The following is an 18,276-nucleotide window of genomic DNA, read 5'->3' as shown; positions in this document are numbered from 1 at the left end:
CGGAGAGCGGGGACTGTTAAAATGCCAAAAACCGGTGCATCATGGCAACCATTGACGCGGAGAGGTGCCGGAGCGGCTGAACGGGACGGTCTCGAAAACCGTTGAGGGGGTAACCCCTCCGAGGGTTCAAATCCCTCTCTCTCCGCCAGTATTCAAACAGTTACTCTGCATTATTCAGTGAAAAAAGTCCCGCTAAGATAATCTGTTGAGAAAATGCGAAACCGTAATTTACCGGTGCATAAGTAAAGCCTGCTATTCTCATTCAATACCTGCCAGACTGGATTTACGGTCACATTCCCTATATTGCCCATTGTGTGTCGTTGTTGCTGTTCTTTTGCCTCATCTCACTGACGCAGCCCAGAGCCACGGGTCGTTATCCCCTGATTTGTGGCAAATATCAATCGCTGTGTAAGGGCGATTGTCTGGCCTTTGATCTACTTCACACCTCACGCTATTGCTGGTGTGTACTTTGCCGCCCGGGAGGCAACGCTCAGAAAATGGACATCACCTGGCTGGTGCTGTGCAACGAAGTAACAGATGATAATCCGTTTTTATCACTTTGCAGGGAAATTCAGGTAACAAATATTTACTGAGAGGAATAGAAACAGCACAGTTTCAGGATAAAGTTGCTTTTTAAGTAAACTGTTATGCAGGGAAGGCAGGAATGAAAGAGCCGGTACTCCCGATATTATCGCAGAGGATCTGTTCTGTTCATTTTACCGAAATGAGAGCACGGAAAGGTATTTTGTTAAGCCGCATTATATAAACTTATGCGTTTCGCCGGTATGGCATTGTGTATTGCAGTGCACCTCAACCAACCCGGGTATTACTCTGCCAGCCAACTATTAACGCTATTGAATAATAACGGGCACAAATGTGTGCCCGTAACGCCTTACCTGGTGGGAAACCGAATTATGCCAGACCAGGCAACATTGCTCAGGACTGCCCTTCGGGCATGGCGGATGAGTGGTGAGAGGAAATCAACCACTGGTTATCAACGTAGTCGTAGGTGAATGTATACCGTGCCTGAATTTTCGTGTTATCACTAAAGGTAAAAGTATAAATACCGCTGTCTATTGCCGTATTACAACCGAGGCGTACAGTACGTTGGTTGATTTCCCCAACCGGTTTTTTTTCCAAAAAATGTTCAAAATAATCTATTCGCTGATCATTAGTGAGGCGTACCTGGTTGGAGACCGTTGGCAACAAGACGGCATCGTCAGTATACAATGCCGCAACTTGTTGGGCATCACCGGTTTGTAATGCGTTATTCCAGGCAGTAAAACGCGCTTCTATCTGCGGGATATCGGTATCAGTGCATGCGACTTTTTCTGCTGCAATACCAGTCATTGAAGCAACTACACCAAACAAAGCAATTCCAGTGCGTAAAATCATTTATTTTGCTCTCCATATAATAAGCATGCAGGAGATTAAAGAATATTGGTCAGGGAATATACTGTTTTTACGCATGTTTAAATTTGCGTAACTGTATTTTTTATTGTCAGGATTTTTTGCAGGCTGTTTGCAGCAGGTAAATTTGGTGTGGGGCACTAAACGAAAACATTATAAAAAATAAACAAACAATCAGCCTGCCAGTATATGCGCAGGCCCGCCAGCTGGCGTAATCACAATCACCTGACGGATACAACTTGCCCAGGTAATACTCACCCTGTGGTAATCGAGCCACCTGCTGAGCCAGTAGACCTGAAGCGGAGTTGAATCGTCAGGAATATACAGTGGAATAAAAAGGCAATAACGAATTGATTATTCCATGAAAATGTTTATGTGAACAGTATCTGTAAAGCACAAAATGCAAAAATAATATTTATTCCGTTTAATGAAGTGGTTGCAGCATGAAATCATGCCTGGAACTCAAATGATGAATAAAAAATGGATGCTGTCTGTAATATTTCGACATTTTATGGTTTAACGCAGGAGGAATGGAAAAACGGAAGCACAGAAAAATCCGGTTTCTTTACCAGAAGGGAAGAAACCGGCTTCACTGAACATAAAATGTGATATAAATCACATTGAGCGGCAACCGGCTGCTGACTGATAATTTTGCATGAGAAACATACTGTTATGGATGATAAACCGCGCCGCGACCTGGGCGGCAAACTGGCGTTATTTGCTTTCTGGATTTTTTGCCTTTATGCCCTGTGGGCTATTTTGCGTTATTTCTGGGTAGTCAGTGCTGTGCAACCTGTTCCTGGTAATGTCCATGGTACATTTTCCGACAAATTACTGGACGCCCTGGCTGGGGGAATGGTATTGGGTGCTATTGCCCTGATACTGGGGGCTGTTGTTTGGTATACCCGGCCTGTCAGTCACCGCTAGAATGTCACTTTAGTGTCATCATTGGCTGGCAACGTATAGCCACATGTGCAGCTCTGGAGCGTAAATGTTATTACAAGACTGGCAGTTACAGTTTGAACAATGGTTGTCGCAGCATGGGCCTCAGGATGATGCCGCTCATGATTTATCGCATTTCCGCCGGGTCTGGTTTACGGCACAAAAGATGTTGCGCCACCACGGCGGGGACGCACTGGTTGTGTTAACCGCATGTTATTTTCATGATGTGGTTAATTTGCCTAAAAATCACCCGGAACGCCACCTTGCTTCCAGAATGGCTGCCGATAAAACCCGGCACATTCTGGCGACCCATTTTCCGGCCTTTCCGGCGGAGAGTTATGATGCCGTCGCTCATGCGATAGCCGCGCACAGTTTCAGTGCCGGGATTGTGCCTGAAACAACAGAAGCAAAAATTGTGCAGGATGCAGACCGGCTTGAATCCCTGGGGGCTATTGGGCTGGCCCGGGTTTTCTATGTATCTGGTGCGCTGGGGCGGCCTTTATTCGATGCAGAAGACCCAATGGCTGAAACCCGCGAACTGGATGATACCCGTTTTGCACTGGACCATTTCCGCAAAAAACTTCTCGCCCTTCCGGCAAAAATGCAAACAGAAACCGGGCGCAGCCTGGCACGTCATAATGCAAACTTCCTGGTTGATTACATGGCAAAATTATGTGCTGAACTGAATGGGGAACTGCTCGGCGTTGATGAGCACATTCGCCAGCAGTTTGCCTGTTAGTTTTCTGCGTAATATAACGGTCAGGCTGTTCCTGGCAGAACGCCTGACCTCCGTTTCCTGATCCTCATAGCGTAATTTATGTTAAGGGCATAATACATTGATTAATATTTCATCAGGTTCGGTAACAGTAGAAAATTTTTTTACGTAATTTGATTACAATCAATTTACATTTTCTACTGGCTGATACTGTATCCCCACGTTAATCAATAAAAATAATGTGGGTAAAAGGATGCAAGTCAATCGCAGGGGATTTTTTAAAGTCTGTGCCGGGGGAATGGCTGGCACCACTCTTGCTGCACTGGGGTTTACACCCATTACTGCACATGCCAGCACCCGTGAATATAAATTGATTCGTGCCAAAGAAACCCGCAACAACTGCACCTACTGTTCAGTAGGTTGTGGCATGCTGATTTACAGTCTGGGTGATGGTGCGAAAAATGCCACCTCCTCAATATTCCATGTTGAGGGTGACCCTGACCACCCGGTTAGCCGCGGCTCGCTGTGCCCGAAAGGTGCCGGGGTGGTGGATTATATTCATAGTGAACAACGGCTCAAATACCCGGAATACCGCGCACCAGGCAGCAACACCTGGCAACGTATTAGTTGGGAAGACGCAATCGATCGCATTGCACGCCTGATGAAGGCGGACCGCGATGCAAATTTCCAGGTAACAAACAGTGCAGGTGTGACAGTTAACCGCTGGCTCACCACCGCCATGTTTTGTTCTTCAGCCGCCAGTAATGAAACCGGGGTTCTGGACCAAAAGTTCTCACGGGCTCTGGGTATGCTGGCCGTGGAAAACCAGGCACGTTTGTGCCATGGGCCCACTGTAGCGGCATTAGCACCCAGCTTTGGTCGTGGAGCCATGACCAATAACTGGAACGATATCAAAAACGCCAATGTGGTATTAGTGATGGGGGGTAACCCGGCAGAAGCGCATCCGGTTGGTTTCAAATGGGTTGTCGAGGCGAAGAATCATAATAAAGCCACCTTGCTGGTGGTGGACCCACGCTTTAACCGTAGTGCGTCTGTTGCCGACCGCTACGCGCCAATTCGCGCAGGTTCGGATGCGGCGTTCTTGCTTGGGGTGATTAACTATCTGCTCAGTCATGACGCTATTCATCATGACTATGTGAAAGCCTTTACCAATGCGGCATTGCTGGTTCGTGACGACTACTCGTTTAACGACGGGCTGTTCAGTGGTTACGACGAAAAACATCACAAGTATGATAAAACCAGTTGGGCCTACGCGCTTGATGCCAACGGTATGGCGCAACGTGATGACTCTCTGCAAAATCCGCGCTGTGTAATTAATCTGCTCAAACAGCATGTCGCACGTTACACACCAGAAATGGTCGAAAACATATGCGGTACCTCACAGGCAGATTTCCTGCATGTTTGTGAACAACTGGCCACCACCGCTGTACCAAACCGAACGGCAACCATTCTTTATGCACTGGGCTGGACCCATCATACTAATGGTGCACAGATTATCCGTGCTGCGGCAATGATCCAGTTGTTGCTGGGGAATATCGGTATGCCTGGCGGCGGCATCAATGCGTTGCGCGGTCATTCCAATGTACAGGGCTTTACTGACCTGGGGCTGCTTTCCCAAAGCCTGCCTGGTTACCTGAAACTGCCATCAGAAAAACAAATCTCGCTGGAGCAGTATCTTGGGGAAAATACCCCGCACGCGCTATTGCCAGGCCAGGTTAATTACTGGAGTAATACACCGAAATTTTTCGTCAGCTTTATGAAAGCCATGTTTGGTGATGCGGCGCAGGCCAGCAACCAGTGGGGATACGACTGGCTGCCGAAGTGGGATAAAAGCTACGATTGCCTTACCCAGGCAGAAATGATGACGGAAGGGAAATTCACTGGCTGCCTGGTTCAGGGTTTTAACCCACTGGCTGCATTTCCGGATAAGAACAAAGCGCAACGGGCTTTTTCAAAACTGAAATATATGGTCGTAATTGACCCATTAAGCACTGAAACCGCCAGCTTCTGGCAAAACCAGGGCGAAATGAATGCGGTTGATTCAGCTTCTATTCAGACAGAGGTTTTCCGTTTGCCTTCTTCCTGCTTCGCTGAAGAAAATGGCTCTGTTGCTAATTCCTCGCGCTGGCTTCAGTGGCACTGGGCCGCAGCACAGCCTCCTGGCGAAGCCTGGAACGACGGTAAAATTATTGGTCACTTGTTTATGCGCCTGCGTGAGCTGTACCAGCAGGAAGGCGGCGTTGCGCCAGAACCACTACTGAATACCCGCTGGGCGTACAATGACCCACGCGACCCAATGCCTGAGGAAGTGGCGCGTGAGGCCAGTGGCTATGCTGTTCTGGATATTCAGGATGTGTCCACGCAAACCAGCCTGAAAAAGGGTGAACAGTTGGCCAGTTTTGCTCAACTGCGAGACGATGGCTCAACGGCCAGTTTCTGCTGGATCTACTGTGGTAGCTGGACTCAGGCGGGTAACCAGATGGCGCGGCGTGATAATGCCGACCCAAGCGGCCTTGGCGCAATTGCCGGGTGGGCCTGGGCCTGGCCGCTTAACCGGCGCATTCTGTATAACCGTGCATCGGCAGATACACAGGGTAAAGCCTGGGACCCGAAACGTGCTCTGATTGAATGGAATGGCACAAAGTGGGTGGGACTGGATGTGCCGGATTACCCGGTGACAGCTGCGCCGGAGAAAAATGTCGGGCCATTTATCATGATGCAGGATGGCATGGGGCATTTATTCGGGCTGGATAAACTCGCCGATGGGCCATTCCCTGAACATTATGAGCCTACTGAATCGCCAATTGGTGCTAACCCGCTTCACCCGGCAGTCACCTGGAGCCCGGTGGCGCGCCTTTACGCCAGTGATAAAGCCATGATGGGCACGGCCAGCGATTTCCCGTATGTCGCCACCAGCTACTCTATTACCGAACTGTTCCGTCACTGGACCAAGCATGCGCTGCTTAATGCGATTGTTCAGCCAGAGCAGTTTGTAGAAATTGGCAGTGAACTGGCGAAAGAGAAGGGCATTGTTGCGGGCGATGAAGTGAAAGTGAGCTCAAAACGTGGCTATATCAAAGCTAAAGCGGTTGTGACGCAACGTATCCCGCGCCTGAAAATTGATGGCAAAACAGTTGATACCATTGGTGTGCCTTGCCACTGGGGGTTCGAAGGCACTACCCGTAAAGGTTTTCTGGCAAATACCCTGACACCCAGCATTGGGGATGCCAATTCACAAACGCCGGAATATAAAGCGTTTCTCGTGAATGTGGAAAAGGTGTAAGGGAGATAATAAATAATGTCATATCAATCTCAGGATATTTTACGCCGCTCGGCAACCAATGGTTTGACGCCCGCACCACAGGCCCGTGACCACAAACAGGAAGTGGCGAAGTTAATTGATGTCACCAGTTGTATTGGCTGCAAAGCCTGTCAGGTGGCGTGTTCGGAATGGAACGACATTCGCGACGAAGTGGGGCACAACCATGGGGTGTACGACAACCCGATGGATCTCAGTGCCAAATCATGGACCGTGATGCGTTTTTCTGAAGTGGTGGAAGATGGCCGCCTGCAGTGGCTGATTCGCAAAGATGGTTGCATGCACTGTAGTGACCCGGGCTGCCTGAAAGCCTGCCCGTCAGAAGGGGCCATTATTCAGTATGTTAATGGCATTGTGGATTTTCAGTCAGAACATTGCATTGGTTGTGGTTACTGTATTGCCGGTTGCCCGTTCAATGTGCCGCGTATTAACAAAGAAGATAACCGTGCGTATAAGTGCACACTCTGTGTGGATCGCGTCACGGTGGGTCAGGAGCCGGCATGCGTAAAAACCTGCCCAACCGGAGCTATTCACTTTGGCAGTAAAGAAGAGATGCAGGTACTGGCGCAGGAACGTGTTGAAGAATTGAATACGCGTGGTTTCAAAAATGCCGGGTTGTATGACCCGCAGGGCGTGGGTGGTACGCATGTTATGTATGTGCTGCATCATGCCGACCGGCCGGGGCTCTACCATGGCTTGCCAGAAAACCCCGCTATCAGCGAGACGGTGAAATTCTGGAAAGGCATCTGGAAACCGCTGGCAGCCATCGGTTTTGCTGCCACTTTCGCCGCCAGCATATTCCATTATGTGGGTGTTGGGCCGAACAGGGCAGAACCGGAAGATGAAGAGGATGGTGAAACTAAGGGAAAAGAGCACAAGGGACACAAAGAGAAGGAAGGGGCTGAATAATGAAGAAAGAAGACAAGATTATTCGCTACACAGCACCAGAACGTATTAACCACTGGGTCACTGCGTTCTGCTTTTTGTTTGTCGCTATTAGTGGCCTGGGGTTCTTTTTCCCGTCGTTTAACTGGCTGATGAATATTTTTGGCACACCACAACTGGCACGCATTCTTCACCCCTTTGCCGGGGTGCTGATGTTCTGTTCGTTTATCCTGATGTTCTTCCGCTACTGGCACCATAATCTGGTGACTCGAGATGATATTTTATGGGCAAAAAATATCCATAAAATTGCTCAAAACCAGGAGGTGGGCGATACCGGGCGGTATAACTTTGGGCAGAAATGTGTCTTTTGGGGCGCAATCTTACTACTGCTTTTGTTGCTGGTCAGTGGTGTGGTTATCTGGCGCCCGTGGTTTGCGCCCTATTTCCCTGTCCCGGTTATTCGCCTGGCGCTGTTGGTGCACTCATTCGCCGCAGTGGCTTTGATTGTGGTTATTATGGTGCATATCTATGCAGCACTGTGGGTGAAAGGCACAATTACGGCTATGGTGGAAGGGTGGGTGACCAGTACCTGGGCGAAAAAGCACCACCCGCGCTGGTATCGTGAGTTGCAACAGAAACGTTCGCAGAATGAATAACGCGATTATTTATTCTGTGAAGATAGTCCTGTACATGAATAAAAAACCCGGCTAAACCGGGTTTTTTTATGATTTGCGTGTCAGCTCAACGGCTTTATCAATGCGCGATGCCAGTAATTTTGCCACTGCAGCAAAGACCGGAACCACCACTGAATTACCAAACTGGCGCCAGGCCTGGGTATCTGAGACCGGGATACGGAACCGGGCTTCACCAGGTTGTTCAAAGCCCATCAGGCGTGCACATTCGCGGGGTGTCAGCTTACGGGGGCGATTCGCCTGGTTGCCTTTATCACCGAAATCCTGTTCACCTAATGCACTGTTCCAGCCACGGTCTACCAGAATCTCGGAGCCATCTTTGTAGTAACGTGCTGATAGTGTTCGCGCAACAGCATGGGGGTTGTGCGGGTCAACCAGCCCAAAACCAAAGCCATTCCCTTTTTCCCGGTGTTTGCGTGCGTAGTTATACAGGTACTTCCACAGGATTTCGCTGAGGATGTATTTCGGGTTAACCTCATCATCCAGCAGATTGCTGAATGTTGGGCGTTGTTCCGGGTAAAACTGTGCAATATCACGCAGGGTGAAGTTATTTGCCAGGGCTAAATCGCGACGAAAACCGACCAGAACAATTCGCTCACGGTGCTGAGGCAGAAAATGCTTCCCGTCGATAATTTTCGGGTCTGAGGCACTGTTGTCGCTGTTGTCTGCCACATCGTAACCCAGTTCATCAAGGGTGTTCTGGATAACCCGAAATGTATTGCCTTTATCATGGCTTTTCAGGTTCTTAACATTCTCCAGCACAAAAATAGCCGGGCGTTTAACCGCAATAATGCGGGCAACATCGAAAAAGAGTGTCCCCTGGGTTTCACACTCAAAACCGTGTGCACGCCCGAGCGCATTCTTCTTACTCACCCCCGCCAGGCTGAATGGCTGGCAGGGAAAACCGGCCAGCAATACATGGTGGTCGGGAATATTATCGTCGATATGCTGCCAGGCAGCCTGCTGGCTGATTTCCGGCTGGTTGCTCAGGGTGATATCGCGAATGTCATGGTTAAATTTGTGCGCAGGGCTGCAGTACCAGTTTGCTTTGTAGGTTTTTACCGCATGTTTATTCCATTCACTGGTAAAAACACACTCGCCACCAATTGCTTCAAACCCACTACGAATGCCGCCAATACCGGCAAACAGGTCAATAAAGCGAAAACGGTCTTTCGGTGTCGGCGGGGGGGAAGGTAGCATGGCGGCTAACCGGATTATTTCTGCCTCGGTTAATGCCTGGCCGTTGTGCTGACGAGCCTGTTGTAGTTTGGGGCGGTTCCAGCGGCCAGGGCTGACTTCGTTCAGCGCCGCAAGAACGGTTTTGGTATCATAAACAGCCAGCACATGCTGCAGGCAGTCTGCATCTGTGCCAGTAAATGCTGTTGGCGTAATCAGTGATTCAGTCGCGTCCATGGTGCAATCTTATCCGCAGAAAGTGCGCGAAGATTACCACACATGGCACGCTTCGCCTATTGGCAGCATGTTGCACATATTTTTACCTACAGGGAAAAACGATGGCAGATGTTCACAGCAAAGCGGTACGGCGCAAAAATATGCAGGCCATTCACACCCGGGATACAGCAATAGAACAGCGCCTGGCCGGGCTGCTTGACAGCCTGGGTTTCGATTACCGTGTGCAGGATAAAACATTGCCAGGCTGCCCCGATTTTGTTGTTGATGCGCAACAGTGTGTGGTGTTTACCCATGGTTGTTTCTGGCATCGTCATCATTGCCATTTGTTTAAGGTTCCGGCAACGCGTACCGAATTCTGGCTCGACAAACTGGGTAAAAATGTGCAACGGGATGCGCGTGACAGCCAACAATTAATTGCCAGTGGCTGGCGGGTATTGTGGGTATGGGAGTGTGCGTTACGCGGTAAAGAAAAACTAAATGACGAACAACTCTCCACGCGGCTGGAGGAGTGGCTTTTTGGTGGCGGACTCCTGGCGGAAATTGACTCGCAGGGCATTCATGACCGGTCAGGCAGTGTATCCGCCTGACCAGATGGCGTTACTTCTCAGCCGGGCAAGGTTCTGCGGCGGCTTTTACCGGAAACAACGTCTTCCCAAGTGTCACCAGCACCACGGCGAAAATAATAATCCCCAGCGCCAGCCACTCTTTGCCTGAGAGTGATTCACCGGCAAATCCTGTTCCGAGCAAGACTGCCACCACCGGGTTAACATAAGCATAACTGGTCGCAATGGCCGGGGAGACATTACGTATCAGGTACATATAAGCATTAATGGCAATAATCGACCCAAATAAAGTCAGGTAGGCGATGGCAAAGAATCCGGAGGCTGAGGGCAGAGCGGTGAGGTGTTCACCTGAAAGTGCCGAGGCAAACAGTAAAATAACGCCCGCCGCCAGCATTTCAATGGCTCCGGCCATCATCCCTTGCGGCAGAGTAATACGTGAACCATATACTGAGCCAAATGCCCAGCTTAATGAACCAATCAGGATCATCAGTGCGCCCCAGGGGTTACCACTCAGGTTGCCGCCACTGTTCAGTAACACAATACCTGCAAGACCGAAGGCAATGCCCATCCATTCTATTTTCCGTGTTTTGATACCGAACAACCGACTAAAACACAGGGTGAATAACGGCACCGTAGCTACCATTACCGCGGCAATACCGGAAGGGACATTTTGGTGTTCTGCGACCGTAACCAGGCCATTTCCTACGGCTAACAACAGAAAACCCAGCAGCACCGCATTAAAAATCTGGCGTACAGGCGGCAGGCGATGCCCACGAATCAATAAAAAAATTAACAACAAGATACCCGCACATAAAAAACGCGTTCCTGCCATCATCAGTGGCGGCCAGCTTTCAACGCCAATCCGAATAGCAAAGTAGGTTGAACCCCAGATAATATAGAGCGCAAACAACGCGCCGACTAACGGCAACAAATTGCCAATACGCATAATCCCTCGCAAAATCCGACTAATAATAAGTACCCTGATAGTTAACCGGAAAAGCATCTGACTGGCGAGTAATTTACTTGTGTCATTGGTGTTATTTTTGTGTTGACATATGCACGGTTTCAGCAGGGTAATCCTGCTGCGAGTGGGGCGATGCGTCTGTTTGCGCCAGCGCTGGCGTTTCTTTTCACCTGGCGGTCAAGCGATGTACGGACATAATAATGATGAGGACTGATACCTGTGGCAGGAAGTAGTTTATTAACCTTACTGGATGATATTGCAACATTACTGGATGACATTTCTGTTATGGGGAAACTTGCCGCGAAGAAAACGGCAGGTGTGCTGGGTGATGATTTATCGCTCAATGCGCAACAAGTCACTGGCGTGAGGGCCAACCGGGAATTGCCCGTGGTGTGGCAGGTGGCAAAAGGGTCGCTGGTCAACAAGGTGATTTTGGTACCTCTTGCCTTACTTATTAGTGCATTCATTCCCTGGGCAATTACACCGTTATTAATGCTGGGCGGTGCGTTTTTGTGCTTCGAAGGCATGGAGAAAGTGCTGCACAGCCTGGCATCACGCCATGAAAACTCAGATGAACAGCGCGAGGCGCGGCTCAGCCAACTGGCGAACCAGGACCCAATGCAGTACGAACGAGCGAAAGTAAAAGGCGCCATACGCACTGACTTTATCCTCTCGGCAGAAATTGTCGCGCTGACATTGGGGATTGTCTCCAGTGCGCCATTAGTGAACCAGATAGTGATACTGGCAGGGATTGCGCTGCTGGTTACTGTTGGGGTGTACGGCATAGTGGGCGTTATCGTTAAGCTTGACGATATGGGCTGGTGGCTGGAAAAACGCCCTTCAGTGTTGGCACAAATTCTGGGTAAAGGGTTATTGATACTCGCCCCCTGGTTGATGAAAGTGTTGTCCGTGGTGGGCACTCTTGCCATGTTTTTAGTGGGTGGCGGTATTTTGGTTCATGGTGTCCCCTGGCTACACCATCACATTGAGGCGCTTTCAGCATTGTCTGAAAAATTACCGGGCTGGTTAATCACCCCGGTAGCTACGCTGGTTGTGGGAATGCTGCTTGGCACTCTGGTTGTCGGGGCCGTGGCTCTGGTGAACCGCATTAAAGCGGGTAAATAAACGGAGAATAATTGCGCATTTTTTGTGCGCAAACTGCCAGAACTCTTGCTATACATTATCTGTTGGTATTCACCCTGATAATGGAGGCAAAGATGGTCTTTTTCGTCAGTGATGAAGTGCGGCGTAAATCAGGCGGACCCCGGATGATAGTCACGGGTTATGCCAGTGGCATGGTGGAGTGCCGTTGGTACGATGGTTTTTGCGTACAACGTGAAGCCTTCCATGAGGATGAATTAATTGCTGGTGGAATGGATTAGCGAGCTGTCATTCCGCGTTATCCAGTGCAAAGAAATAAACAGTACCCGGCAGTCCCGTATGGGCTGCCGGTTATCCAGGATTAGTCTATATCGTATTTACCGATAATGGCACGGACTATATGATATCGCGCAAATCTTCTCCGGTTTTACGCCATTTCCATTTCTGTGGGCGGTAACGCCGGTGATTCTGTCCATACCCAACATTTTCAATTGTTATGCATGTCTGTCTGCGATGCAGTGTCCGCTTTGCTTTTTTGCGGAAAATGGATGCTGCCGGAAATCAATACCGCCGGCGTAGTTGCCGTTGTTGCCGCAATTTGATGTATGAAGGGATTCCGCAGCATCTGAGTACGGCAGTTGCACCGTATTTTTGCCAGTACGCAGAGCGGATGGAGCCAGTGAGGCCGCATGTTCGCTAAGTTAACCACCATCAAAAACCCCCAAAAACTTGTTACGCTCTGTTTTACCCTTGTGTTTTTTGGGGCGTCGCTATTGATGTGGCGTGAAGGCGCGATGCTGGAGCAGGCCTATATCAGCGACCAGCGTAATACCCTGGATAACATAGCTTCTTCTCTGGACAAGCAACTGCAGCACAGTGTTGATATTTTGTTTTTTTACCAGCAGGCAATGGAGTTTTCACTGGATACGCCTTTTATTACGAATAACACCCATCCAGGCATGAAAGCATTTAATCGCGAACGCCATAAACCCTGGTGGTCTGTCAGTTATGACCAGCGGCGTACCATTCCTGTGTTTGGGGTATCTGAAGCGTTTGTTGAGCAACACAGCGATTTAATGCGTAACAACAACACCATCGACAGAGAATTGAGTGCCGCGCTGGAACTGAGCTACTTGCTGCCGCTATCGCGTTATGCCAGTACGCTCCAGTTCAACACCTGGTATATTTCCCGTGCCGGGATGTTTGTTTCCAGTAACGGGCATGTGCTGGATAAGTCATTACAGACCACTTTCCAGCGCATGTTGTCCCGGCCATCTTTTGCCCGGCAATCCCTGGCGAATAACCCAGGTCGCGCAGTGTGCTGGAGTTATTATCAGGATAAGGAAAATCCGGAGTATCAGGTGGTAACAGCCAGTATCCCACTGGATTACGAAGGGCACTGGTATGGCGTGATTGGCATGGATTTCACGCTGGATGTGTTGCATGGCTACCTTAAAGGTATTGCTGAACAACATTCAACTACTGATGGTGCGGTTTACCTGCTGGACAGCAAACTCACTGCACTGACATCCAGTATGGGGCGACATGGTGAGCACCTGGTGATGAGCCCTGTTGATCAGGCACGCCTGGCGCAGGATATGAGCAGCAATACTGTTGGTGCTCTGCGGATGCAAAACCGTTTTATTACCTGGGCGAAACTGGACAGTTTCGATGGCGTTCTGATTCGGGAGCATAATCTCTACCAGGGGTTTCAGGGCGATTTTGGGCATATCATTATGCTGCTGCTTTTCGTCTGGGTCATGTTCACCGTATTGCTGACAGGAACCTGGTATTTTATCCGCCGTCTGGTCATCAATATGTCCGTGATGCAAAACACCCTTTCATGGCGTGCAAACTACGACACAATGACGCGTCTGTTTAACCGTGGCGCGTTTATAGACCAGGCTCAGCAGTTGTCGGCCAGTTGCCGCCCGAATACACAGCCTTTTTCGGTGATCCAGTTAGATCTTGATCACTTCAAAAGCATCAATGACACCTGGGGGCATCAGGCCGGGGATAAAGTGCTGAAACATGTCGCAGCAGTTATCAGCAATACGGTGCGCAAACAGGATATTGCCGGGCGGGTAGGGGGCGAGGAATTTTGTATTGTGATGCCAGGAGCCAGTATCGCTGATGCGACACAGGCAGCTGAACGTATTCGTGAAAGGCTTGCCAGTAAGCCTGTGGTGTACAGTGCGGAAGTGCTTATTGCCATCAGCGCATCGTTTGGTGTCAGCAGTTCAACAGAAAAAGGCGATTATGACTTTGAACATCTGCAATCCGTTGCAGACAAGCGGTTATACGCCGCTAAAGAAGGCGGCCGGAATCGGGTTTGCGCAGAAGATTAATTAGCCATTAAACCTCGCCTTTATTGTCCTGTTCAACTGCGTCATACAGCCGTGGCAGCAGGTCAGGAAAGGCGGACTGAACCCTGCTCCAACTGGGAATGAAAGGTTTGTCATTAGGCCGTTCTACAAAGGCCTGGCCTGCTTCAAGAATCACCTGCGTAAACATCTCAACGGCGGCTTCTTCGTTGTGCAGGTCAAACGACAGGCCATTCATCACCGCATCATGGCGGTACATTTCAATGACATCCAGCGCATTGCGGTAATAGGTCGCTTTAAGTACCCGAAAAGAATCCCCGGTTACCTGTGCGCCCTGGGTTGCCAGTTTGCGCAGTAATGACTGGACAATGTCATTACACATACGCCGTAAACCCCCACTACCGTCTTCACCCGTCAGGTTCTGGTGCTTATGATCGTAGTTATCAGCAATTTCAACCTGGCAGGTTTGCCGGGTTGCATAATTGCGGTAGATTTCAGATAACACGCCAATTTCCAGCCCCCAGTCTCCCGGGATTTTAATGCCTTTCAAAACTTGCGTGCGCATGGCGAACTCACCAGACAACGGGTAACGGAAACTGCTCAGGTATTCCAGGTAGTCACTGTTGCCATAAATCATACGTAAAGAACGCAGTAATGGGCCGACCAGCAAACGACCCACACGGCCATTCAGTTTGTTATTGGCAACCCGGGCATAAAACCCTTTACTGAAAACATAGTCAAACGACGGGTTGGCAACCGGGTAAAAAAGCCGTGCCAGCATGCCTTTATCCCAGGTGAGAATGTCGCAGTCGTGCAGGGCAACACACTGGGTTTTATCTGAAGCCAGTGTGTAACCGGTGCAAAACCAGACATTGCGCCCTTTGCCCATAGCACCGGGGGCGAGCCCCTCTTTTTCCAGTTCGGCATCCAGCGCTTTCAGGCGTGGCCCGTCATTCCACAAAATCCGGTGATGTTGAGGTAGTTGGGAGAAAAATTCGCGGGCGTAGAGAAACTGCTCCCTGCTGGCATTGTCCAGACCAATCACTACCTCCTCCAGCCAGTCTACGCTTGCCAGTTGGGTAATAATATTCTTTAACGCGGGGCCTTCCAGCTCAGAAAAAAGTGAGGGGAGTATCAGACCCATTTTATGTTTACGGGAGAAGCCGCGCAGAGCGGTTTCCAGCGATTCCGTTGGCCGTTTAACCAGGTTATGAAAGTTTGTGATGACACCATTTTGGTGAAAGTCGGTCATTATTTCCTCCTCAATCGGAAACTGAAATAAAGTGATCCAGGCCTTCTCGCCAGCCCTCAGGGCCGTAGTGCGTGGTACGCAAAATACGGTCAGGTTGTCGTTGTTCTTGTTCCGGGCAGAGTGTGCCCGCGCCGTGACTGTTAATAATCACGGCATAATCCATCTGATTAAGCAGGCTGACGTCATTTGGCGCGTCACCCAACCCTAATGTCAGGCGGTGAATACCATCATGTTGCTGGTAAAAAGTAATGATGGCCTGCGCCCCCCGGCCTTTCCCTGCATCAAGATCAGCAACATGCCAAAAACGCCCGCCCTGAGTCAGGCCAAGGCCAACACAGCGTAACGCTTCACGGAACTGGCCGAGGCGTTCGGGCGTATCCTCCCATATCAGGGGTTCCGATGCGGTGCGCTGCATGGCAAGAGTGGCCTGTTCAGGGCTTAATCCGGTCCAGCTACAAATCTGGTCGACACCCACATCGAGAAACCCTGTAAACCGGAAATTCCGCCGCAGTGAATGGAGTTGTTCGCCGATGTTTGCCCGGGTAATGCCATTGTGGGTCAGTGGTTCTGGTTTACTGTCCGGGCCCGGGTACTGAATCGCCGCACCATTTTCTGCGATAAACGGGTAGCCGGTTAAACCCAGTATTTTTTGCCACCGGGTGATTTCGGCGGGAGTTTTGCTGCTGCACAATATCACTGGCACGTCATGTTGCTTCAGGCGTGCCAGCCAACTGGCAGCAGGTTGCCAGTCATAAGTATGGTGATCGAGGAGGGTGCCATCGAGGTCACTAAAAATCAGCAAAGGCTGATGAAGATGCGGCATGTTGTCCTCCTTTCCTTATCGCCCACTACAACACAGAAAGCATGCTGTATTACGGTTACAGAATTGGGACAGCGTATGTCGCCAGGTTATTCCTAAGAATACGCTGATTCCAGCCGGTTCAGACAGTCGTTTTTCTTATGGATAAAACAGCAACAATACATAGCCTGCGGCGTATTTCACTTTGTAAAGACAGGAGCAATAGAATATATCCTTGTTTTAAGGGGAATCTGTAGTTATGTTTTCCTGCGGCACCGGTTTTTCTGGTGTAACGAATTTATGATGCTGCTTGCGCAGGCAAGAGTTCGCCCCGGCCATAGAATAAAACCTATAGCCGGGGCGCTTTATTTTAACGGTTAATTTCGGCTACGCTGAAATCACGAATATCCAGTTCGAATGCATCAGCAAGCTCAGGCCAGGTGTGAAAGTTGCGTCCGTCAACACTCACACGCTGCGGGTGTTCCGCATTGTCAGCCCGACGCACTTCACTTTCGCTAATTTCATTGATGGCTGCCAGTAAAGCATCCACATCGACAGCGTTACTGCCAGTGTTACGGGAAGTCATTTCTGTTACCCCTCTGAACGCCAATTAGCCAGTTAAAGTATAGCTGTATTTTTTGGGGTTACCTGGTCTGGCAAATTCATCTAAACTAAACCCAACATTGATTCGGAGGGTGGTATGAATATTAACGATCATGTGACGGTGAAAACAGATGGTGGTCCGCGACGCCCTGGGGTTGTGCTGGCAGTGGAGCAATTCAGTGAAGGCACCATGTATCTGGTTTCACTGGAAGATTACCCCTTGGGTATTTGGTTCTTTAATGAAAAAGACCACCCGGATGGCATATTTGTTGAGAAAACCGCCTGATCCTCTTTGGGATACCACTACCAGGTTATCTATTATGCTGCCCGGTTTTTTTTGCCGTTTTTGAATGGCTGTTGTTTTTTGGGATATTTTTAGGAGAAGGGTTTTAACTGATTGTTATTCATGGTTATTCAGGTTGTTACGGTAACTTTCGTGCCGCCGACGGCAATGTGATTAACGGGTCAAACACATGCCGTTGATGTACAGGTTATCTATTATTTTCGTGTAGGGTAAAGAGTTGTAATGACTACGAGCGCATATTAACAAAAATGCCATTTGTGACGTTATCAGCCAGACGTACTACATGATAAATCACCTGCTTATTGTGTGTTTTAATCTTCTTCTTAATATTCCCTTTGTGGGATGAGACTGTCTTAGCCTTGATATTCATCTGATCAGAAATTTGAATGGTATCCTGCCCGGACATCCACATTTTTAACATATGGGATTCAGTGCGGCTTAACGATAAAGTAGGAACGGATATCTGTGTAATACACTGATTTTCGGTTGCTAAATAATCACCAATAATGCTGTCCAGTGCTTCAGGCTTAATTGATTTAGAACTAATCAATAAGTTTTTCCGAACGCGCAAATATTCGTCAAAATGAATATTGGCAATGGCCATGAACACAATAAACAGTGTGGATGGATATTGATTGATGATCTGCTTTATCCGTTGGCTACTTTCTGCATCATGAATAAAACAATCTTCATTTATAAATACCACATTAGGCTGGGCGGACTGGCAAGAGACGGCAAGTTCACCGACATTTTCAACATTCAAAATATGTCGCTTCTTTACCCCCCGACTGGCGAGGTAACCAGTGAGCCCTAGCCGGGTATAGCTACATAAGTCCATGATAATTGTCGACATAGCAAACCCTCACTAAACGTGTTATCCGTTAAAGCACAACGTATGTTAACCATTGGCGTCGTGACGCTAAACAAAAATCCATACTGGATTAGCGTGCCTGAAAGACAAAAATGGCT

General features: G+C 49.2%; 17 protein-coding genes and 1 tRNA gene. 11 read left to right on the top strand and 7 right to left on the bottom strand.

The genetic code is table 11. The features are described from left to right. Positions 1-58 precede the first annotated feature (58 nt). A tRNA-Ser gene (locus tag A9B99_RS02795) sits at positions 59-148 on the top strand. Between the two features lie 788 nt (positions 149-936). Here A9B99_RS02795 and A9B99_RS02790 read toward each other — a convergent pair. Continuing rightward, positions 937-1,395, bottom strand: coding sequence for an SgcJ/EcaC family oxidoreductase (locus A9B99_RS02790; RefSeq protein WP_064594405.1), 459 nt, complete (start codon positions 1,393-1,395; stop codon positions 937-939). A 687-nt stretch (positions 1,396-2,082) separates the two neighbouring features. Between A9B99_RS02790 and drpB the strand changes: the two genes are divergently transcribed. The 5 genes from drpB (at position 2,083) to fdoI (ending at position 7,948) form a co-directional block, all read left to right on the top strand. Next, positions 2,083-2,337, top strand: a complete 255-nt coding sequence (drpB, locus tag A9B99_RS02780; protein WP_064594399.1) for a cell division protein DrpB — start codon at positions 2,083-2,085, stop codon at positions 2,335-2,337. A gap of 64 nt (positions 2,338-2,401) precedes the next feature. Beyond that, positions 2,402-3,091 (top strand): phosphohydrolase, encoded by a 690-nt coding sequence (locus tag A9B99_RS02775; protein WP_064594394.1) that lies wholly within the window; start codon positions 2,402-2,404, stop codon positions 3,089-3,091. A gap of 229 nt (positions 3,092-3,320) precedes the next feature. Then, positions 3,321-6,371, top strand: a complete 3,051-nt coding sequence (gene fdnG / locus A9B99_RS02770; RefSeq protein ID WP_074388754.1) for a formate dehydrogenase-N subunit alpha — start codon at positions 3,321-3,323, stop codon at positions 6,369-6,371. Positions 6,372-6,386: 15 nt separating this feature from the next. Next, complete coding sequence (fdxH, locus tag A9B99_RS02765) at positions 6,387-7,316, top strand: formate dehydrogenase subunit beta (protein WP_064594391.1); 930 nt, start codon at positions 6,387-6,389, stop codon at positions 7,314-7,316. Further along, positions 7,316-7,948, top strand: coding sequence for a formate dehydrogenase cytochrome b556 subunit (fdoI, locus tag A9B99_RS02760; protein WP_064594389.1), 633 nt, complete (start codon positions 7,316-7,318; stop codon positions 7,946-7,948). The genes fdxH and fdoI overlap by 1 nt, the downstream gene beginning before the upstream one ends. Positions 7,949-8,014: 66 nt before the next feature. Here the strand turns inward: fdoI and dcm are convergent, their stop codons facing one another. Continuing rightward, entirely contained in the window at positions 8,015-9,397 is a 1,383-nt protein-coding gene (dcm, locus tag A9B99_RS02755) for a DNA (cytosine-5-)-methyltransferase (protein ID WP_064594387.1), read from the bottom strand. A 101-nt stretch (positions 9,398-9,498) separates the two neighbouring features. Here dcm and A9B99_RS02750 point away from each other — a divergent pair, with 101 nt between their 5' ends. Further along, positions 9,499-9,984: a very short patch repair endonuclease gene (locus tag A9B99_RS02750; RefSeq protein ID WP_064594385.1), complete on the top strand. Its 486-nt coding sequence runs from the start codon at positions 9,499-9,501 to the stop codon at positions 9,982-9,984. 10 nt (positions 9,985-9,994) lie between these two features. On the opposite strand, the gene yedA is transcribed toward A9B99_RS02750, so the two are convergent. Further along, entirely contained in the window at positions 9,995-10,906 is a 912-nt protein-coding gene (gene yedA, locus A9B99_RS02745) for a drug/metabolite exporter YedA (protein WP_064594383.1), read from the bottom strand. 237 nt (positions 10,907-11,143) lie between these two features. On the opposite strand from yedA, the gene A9B99_RS02740 reads away from it, so the two are divergent. The 3 genes from A9B99_RS02740 to dgcQ all read left to right on the top strand — a co-directional run bounded on the left by A9B99_RS02740 (position 11,144) and on the right by dgcQ (position 14,373). Beyond that, a complete protein-coding gene (locus tag A9B99_RS02740; RefSeq protein WP_064594381.1) occupies positions 11,144-12,049 on the top strand; it encodes a DUF808 family protein in 906 nt (301 codons plus the stop codon). 92 nt (positions 12,050-12,141) lie between these two features. Continuing rightward, positions 12,142-12,306 (top strand): YodC family protein, encoded by a 165-nt coding sequence (locus A9B99_RS02735; RefSeq protein ID WP_064594376.1) that lies wholly within the window; start codon positions 12,142-12,144, stop codon positions 12,304-12,306. 408 nt (positions 12,307-12,714) lie between these two features. Next, complete coding sequence (gene dgcQ, locus A9B99_RS02730; protein WP_064594374.1) at positions 12,715-14,373, top strand: cellulose biosynthesis regulator diguanylate cyclase DgcQ; 1,659 nt, start codon at positions 12,715-12,717, stop codon at positions 14,371-14,373. Positions 14,374-14,380: 7 nt separating this feature from the next. Here dgcQ and A9B99_RS02725 read toward each other — a convergent pair whose 3' ends face one another. From A9B99_RS02725 to A9B99_RS02715, 3 genes are all read right to left on the bottom strand, one after another. Next, entirely contained in the window at positions 14,381-15,601 is a 1,221-nt protein-coding gene (locus A9B99_RS02725) for a glycosyltransferase family protein (protein ID WP_064594371.1), read from the bottom strand. A gap of 10 nt (positions 15,602-15,611) precedes the next feature. Next, complete coding sequence (locus A9B99_RS02720; protein WP_064594368.1) at positions 15,612-16,424, bottom strand: mannosyl-3-phosphoglycerate phosphatase-related protein; 813 nt, start codon at positions 16,422-16,424, stop codon at positions 15,612-15,614. A 346-nt stretch (positions 16,425-16,770) separates the two neighbouring features. Next, positions 16,771-16,986 (bottom strand): YodD family protein, encoded by a 216-nt coding sequence (locus A9B99_RS02715; RefSeq protein WP_036102219.1) that lies wholly within the window; start codon positions 16,984-16,986, stop codon positions 16,771-16,773. A 114-nt stretch (positions 16,987-17,100) separates the two neighbouring features. Here A9B99_RS02715 and dsrB point away from each other — a divergent pair, with 114 nt between their 5' ends. After that, positions 17,101-17,289 carry a protein DsrB gene (gene dsrB, locus A9B99_RS02710; protein ID WP_036102221.1) on the top strand — a complete coding sequence of 63 codons (189 nt, stop codon included), beginning with the start codon at positions 17,101-17,103 and terminating at the stop codon, positions 17,287-17,289. Between the two features lie 244 nt (positions 17,290-17,533). Here the strand turns inward: dsrB and rcsA are convergent, their stop codons facing one another. Beyond that, positions 17,534-18,160, bottom strand: a complete 627-nt coding sequence (gene rcsA / locus A9B99_RS02705) for a transcriptional regulator RcsA (RefSeq protein ID WP_064594364.1) — start codon at positions 18,158-18,160, stop codon at positions 17,534-17,536. Positions 18,161-18,276: the final 116 nt, after the last annotated feature.

Origin of the sequence: Mangrovibacter phragmitis (assembly GCF_001655675.1) — a bacterium.
Taxonomy (GTDB): Bacteria; Pseudomonadota; Gammaproteobacteria; order Enterobacterales; family Enterobacteriaceae; genus Mangrovibacter; species Mangrovibacter phragmitis.
Note: the sequence above shows the minus strand (reverse complement) of the source record. Positions and strands in the feature narration are given on the sequence as shown.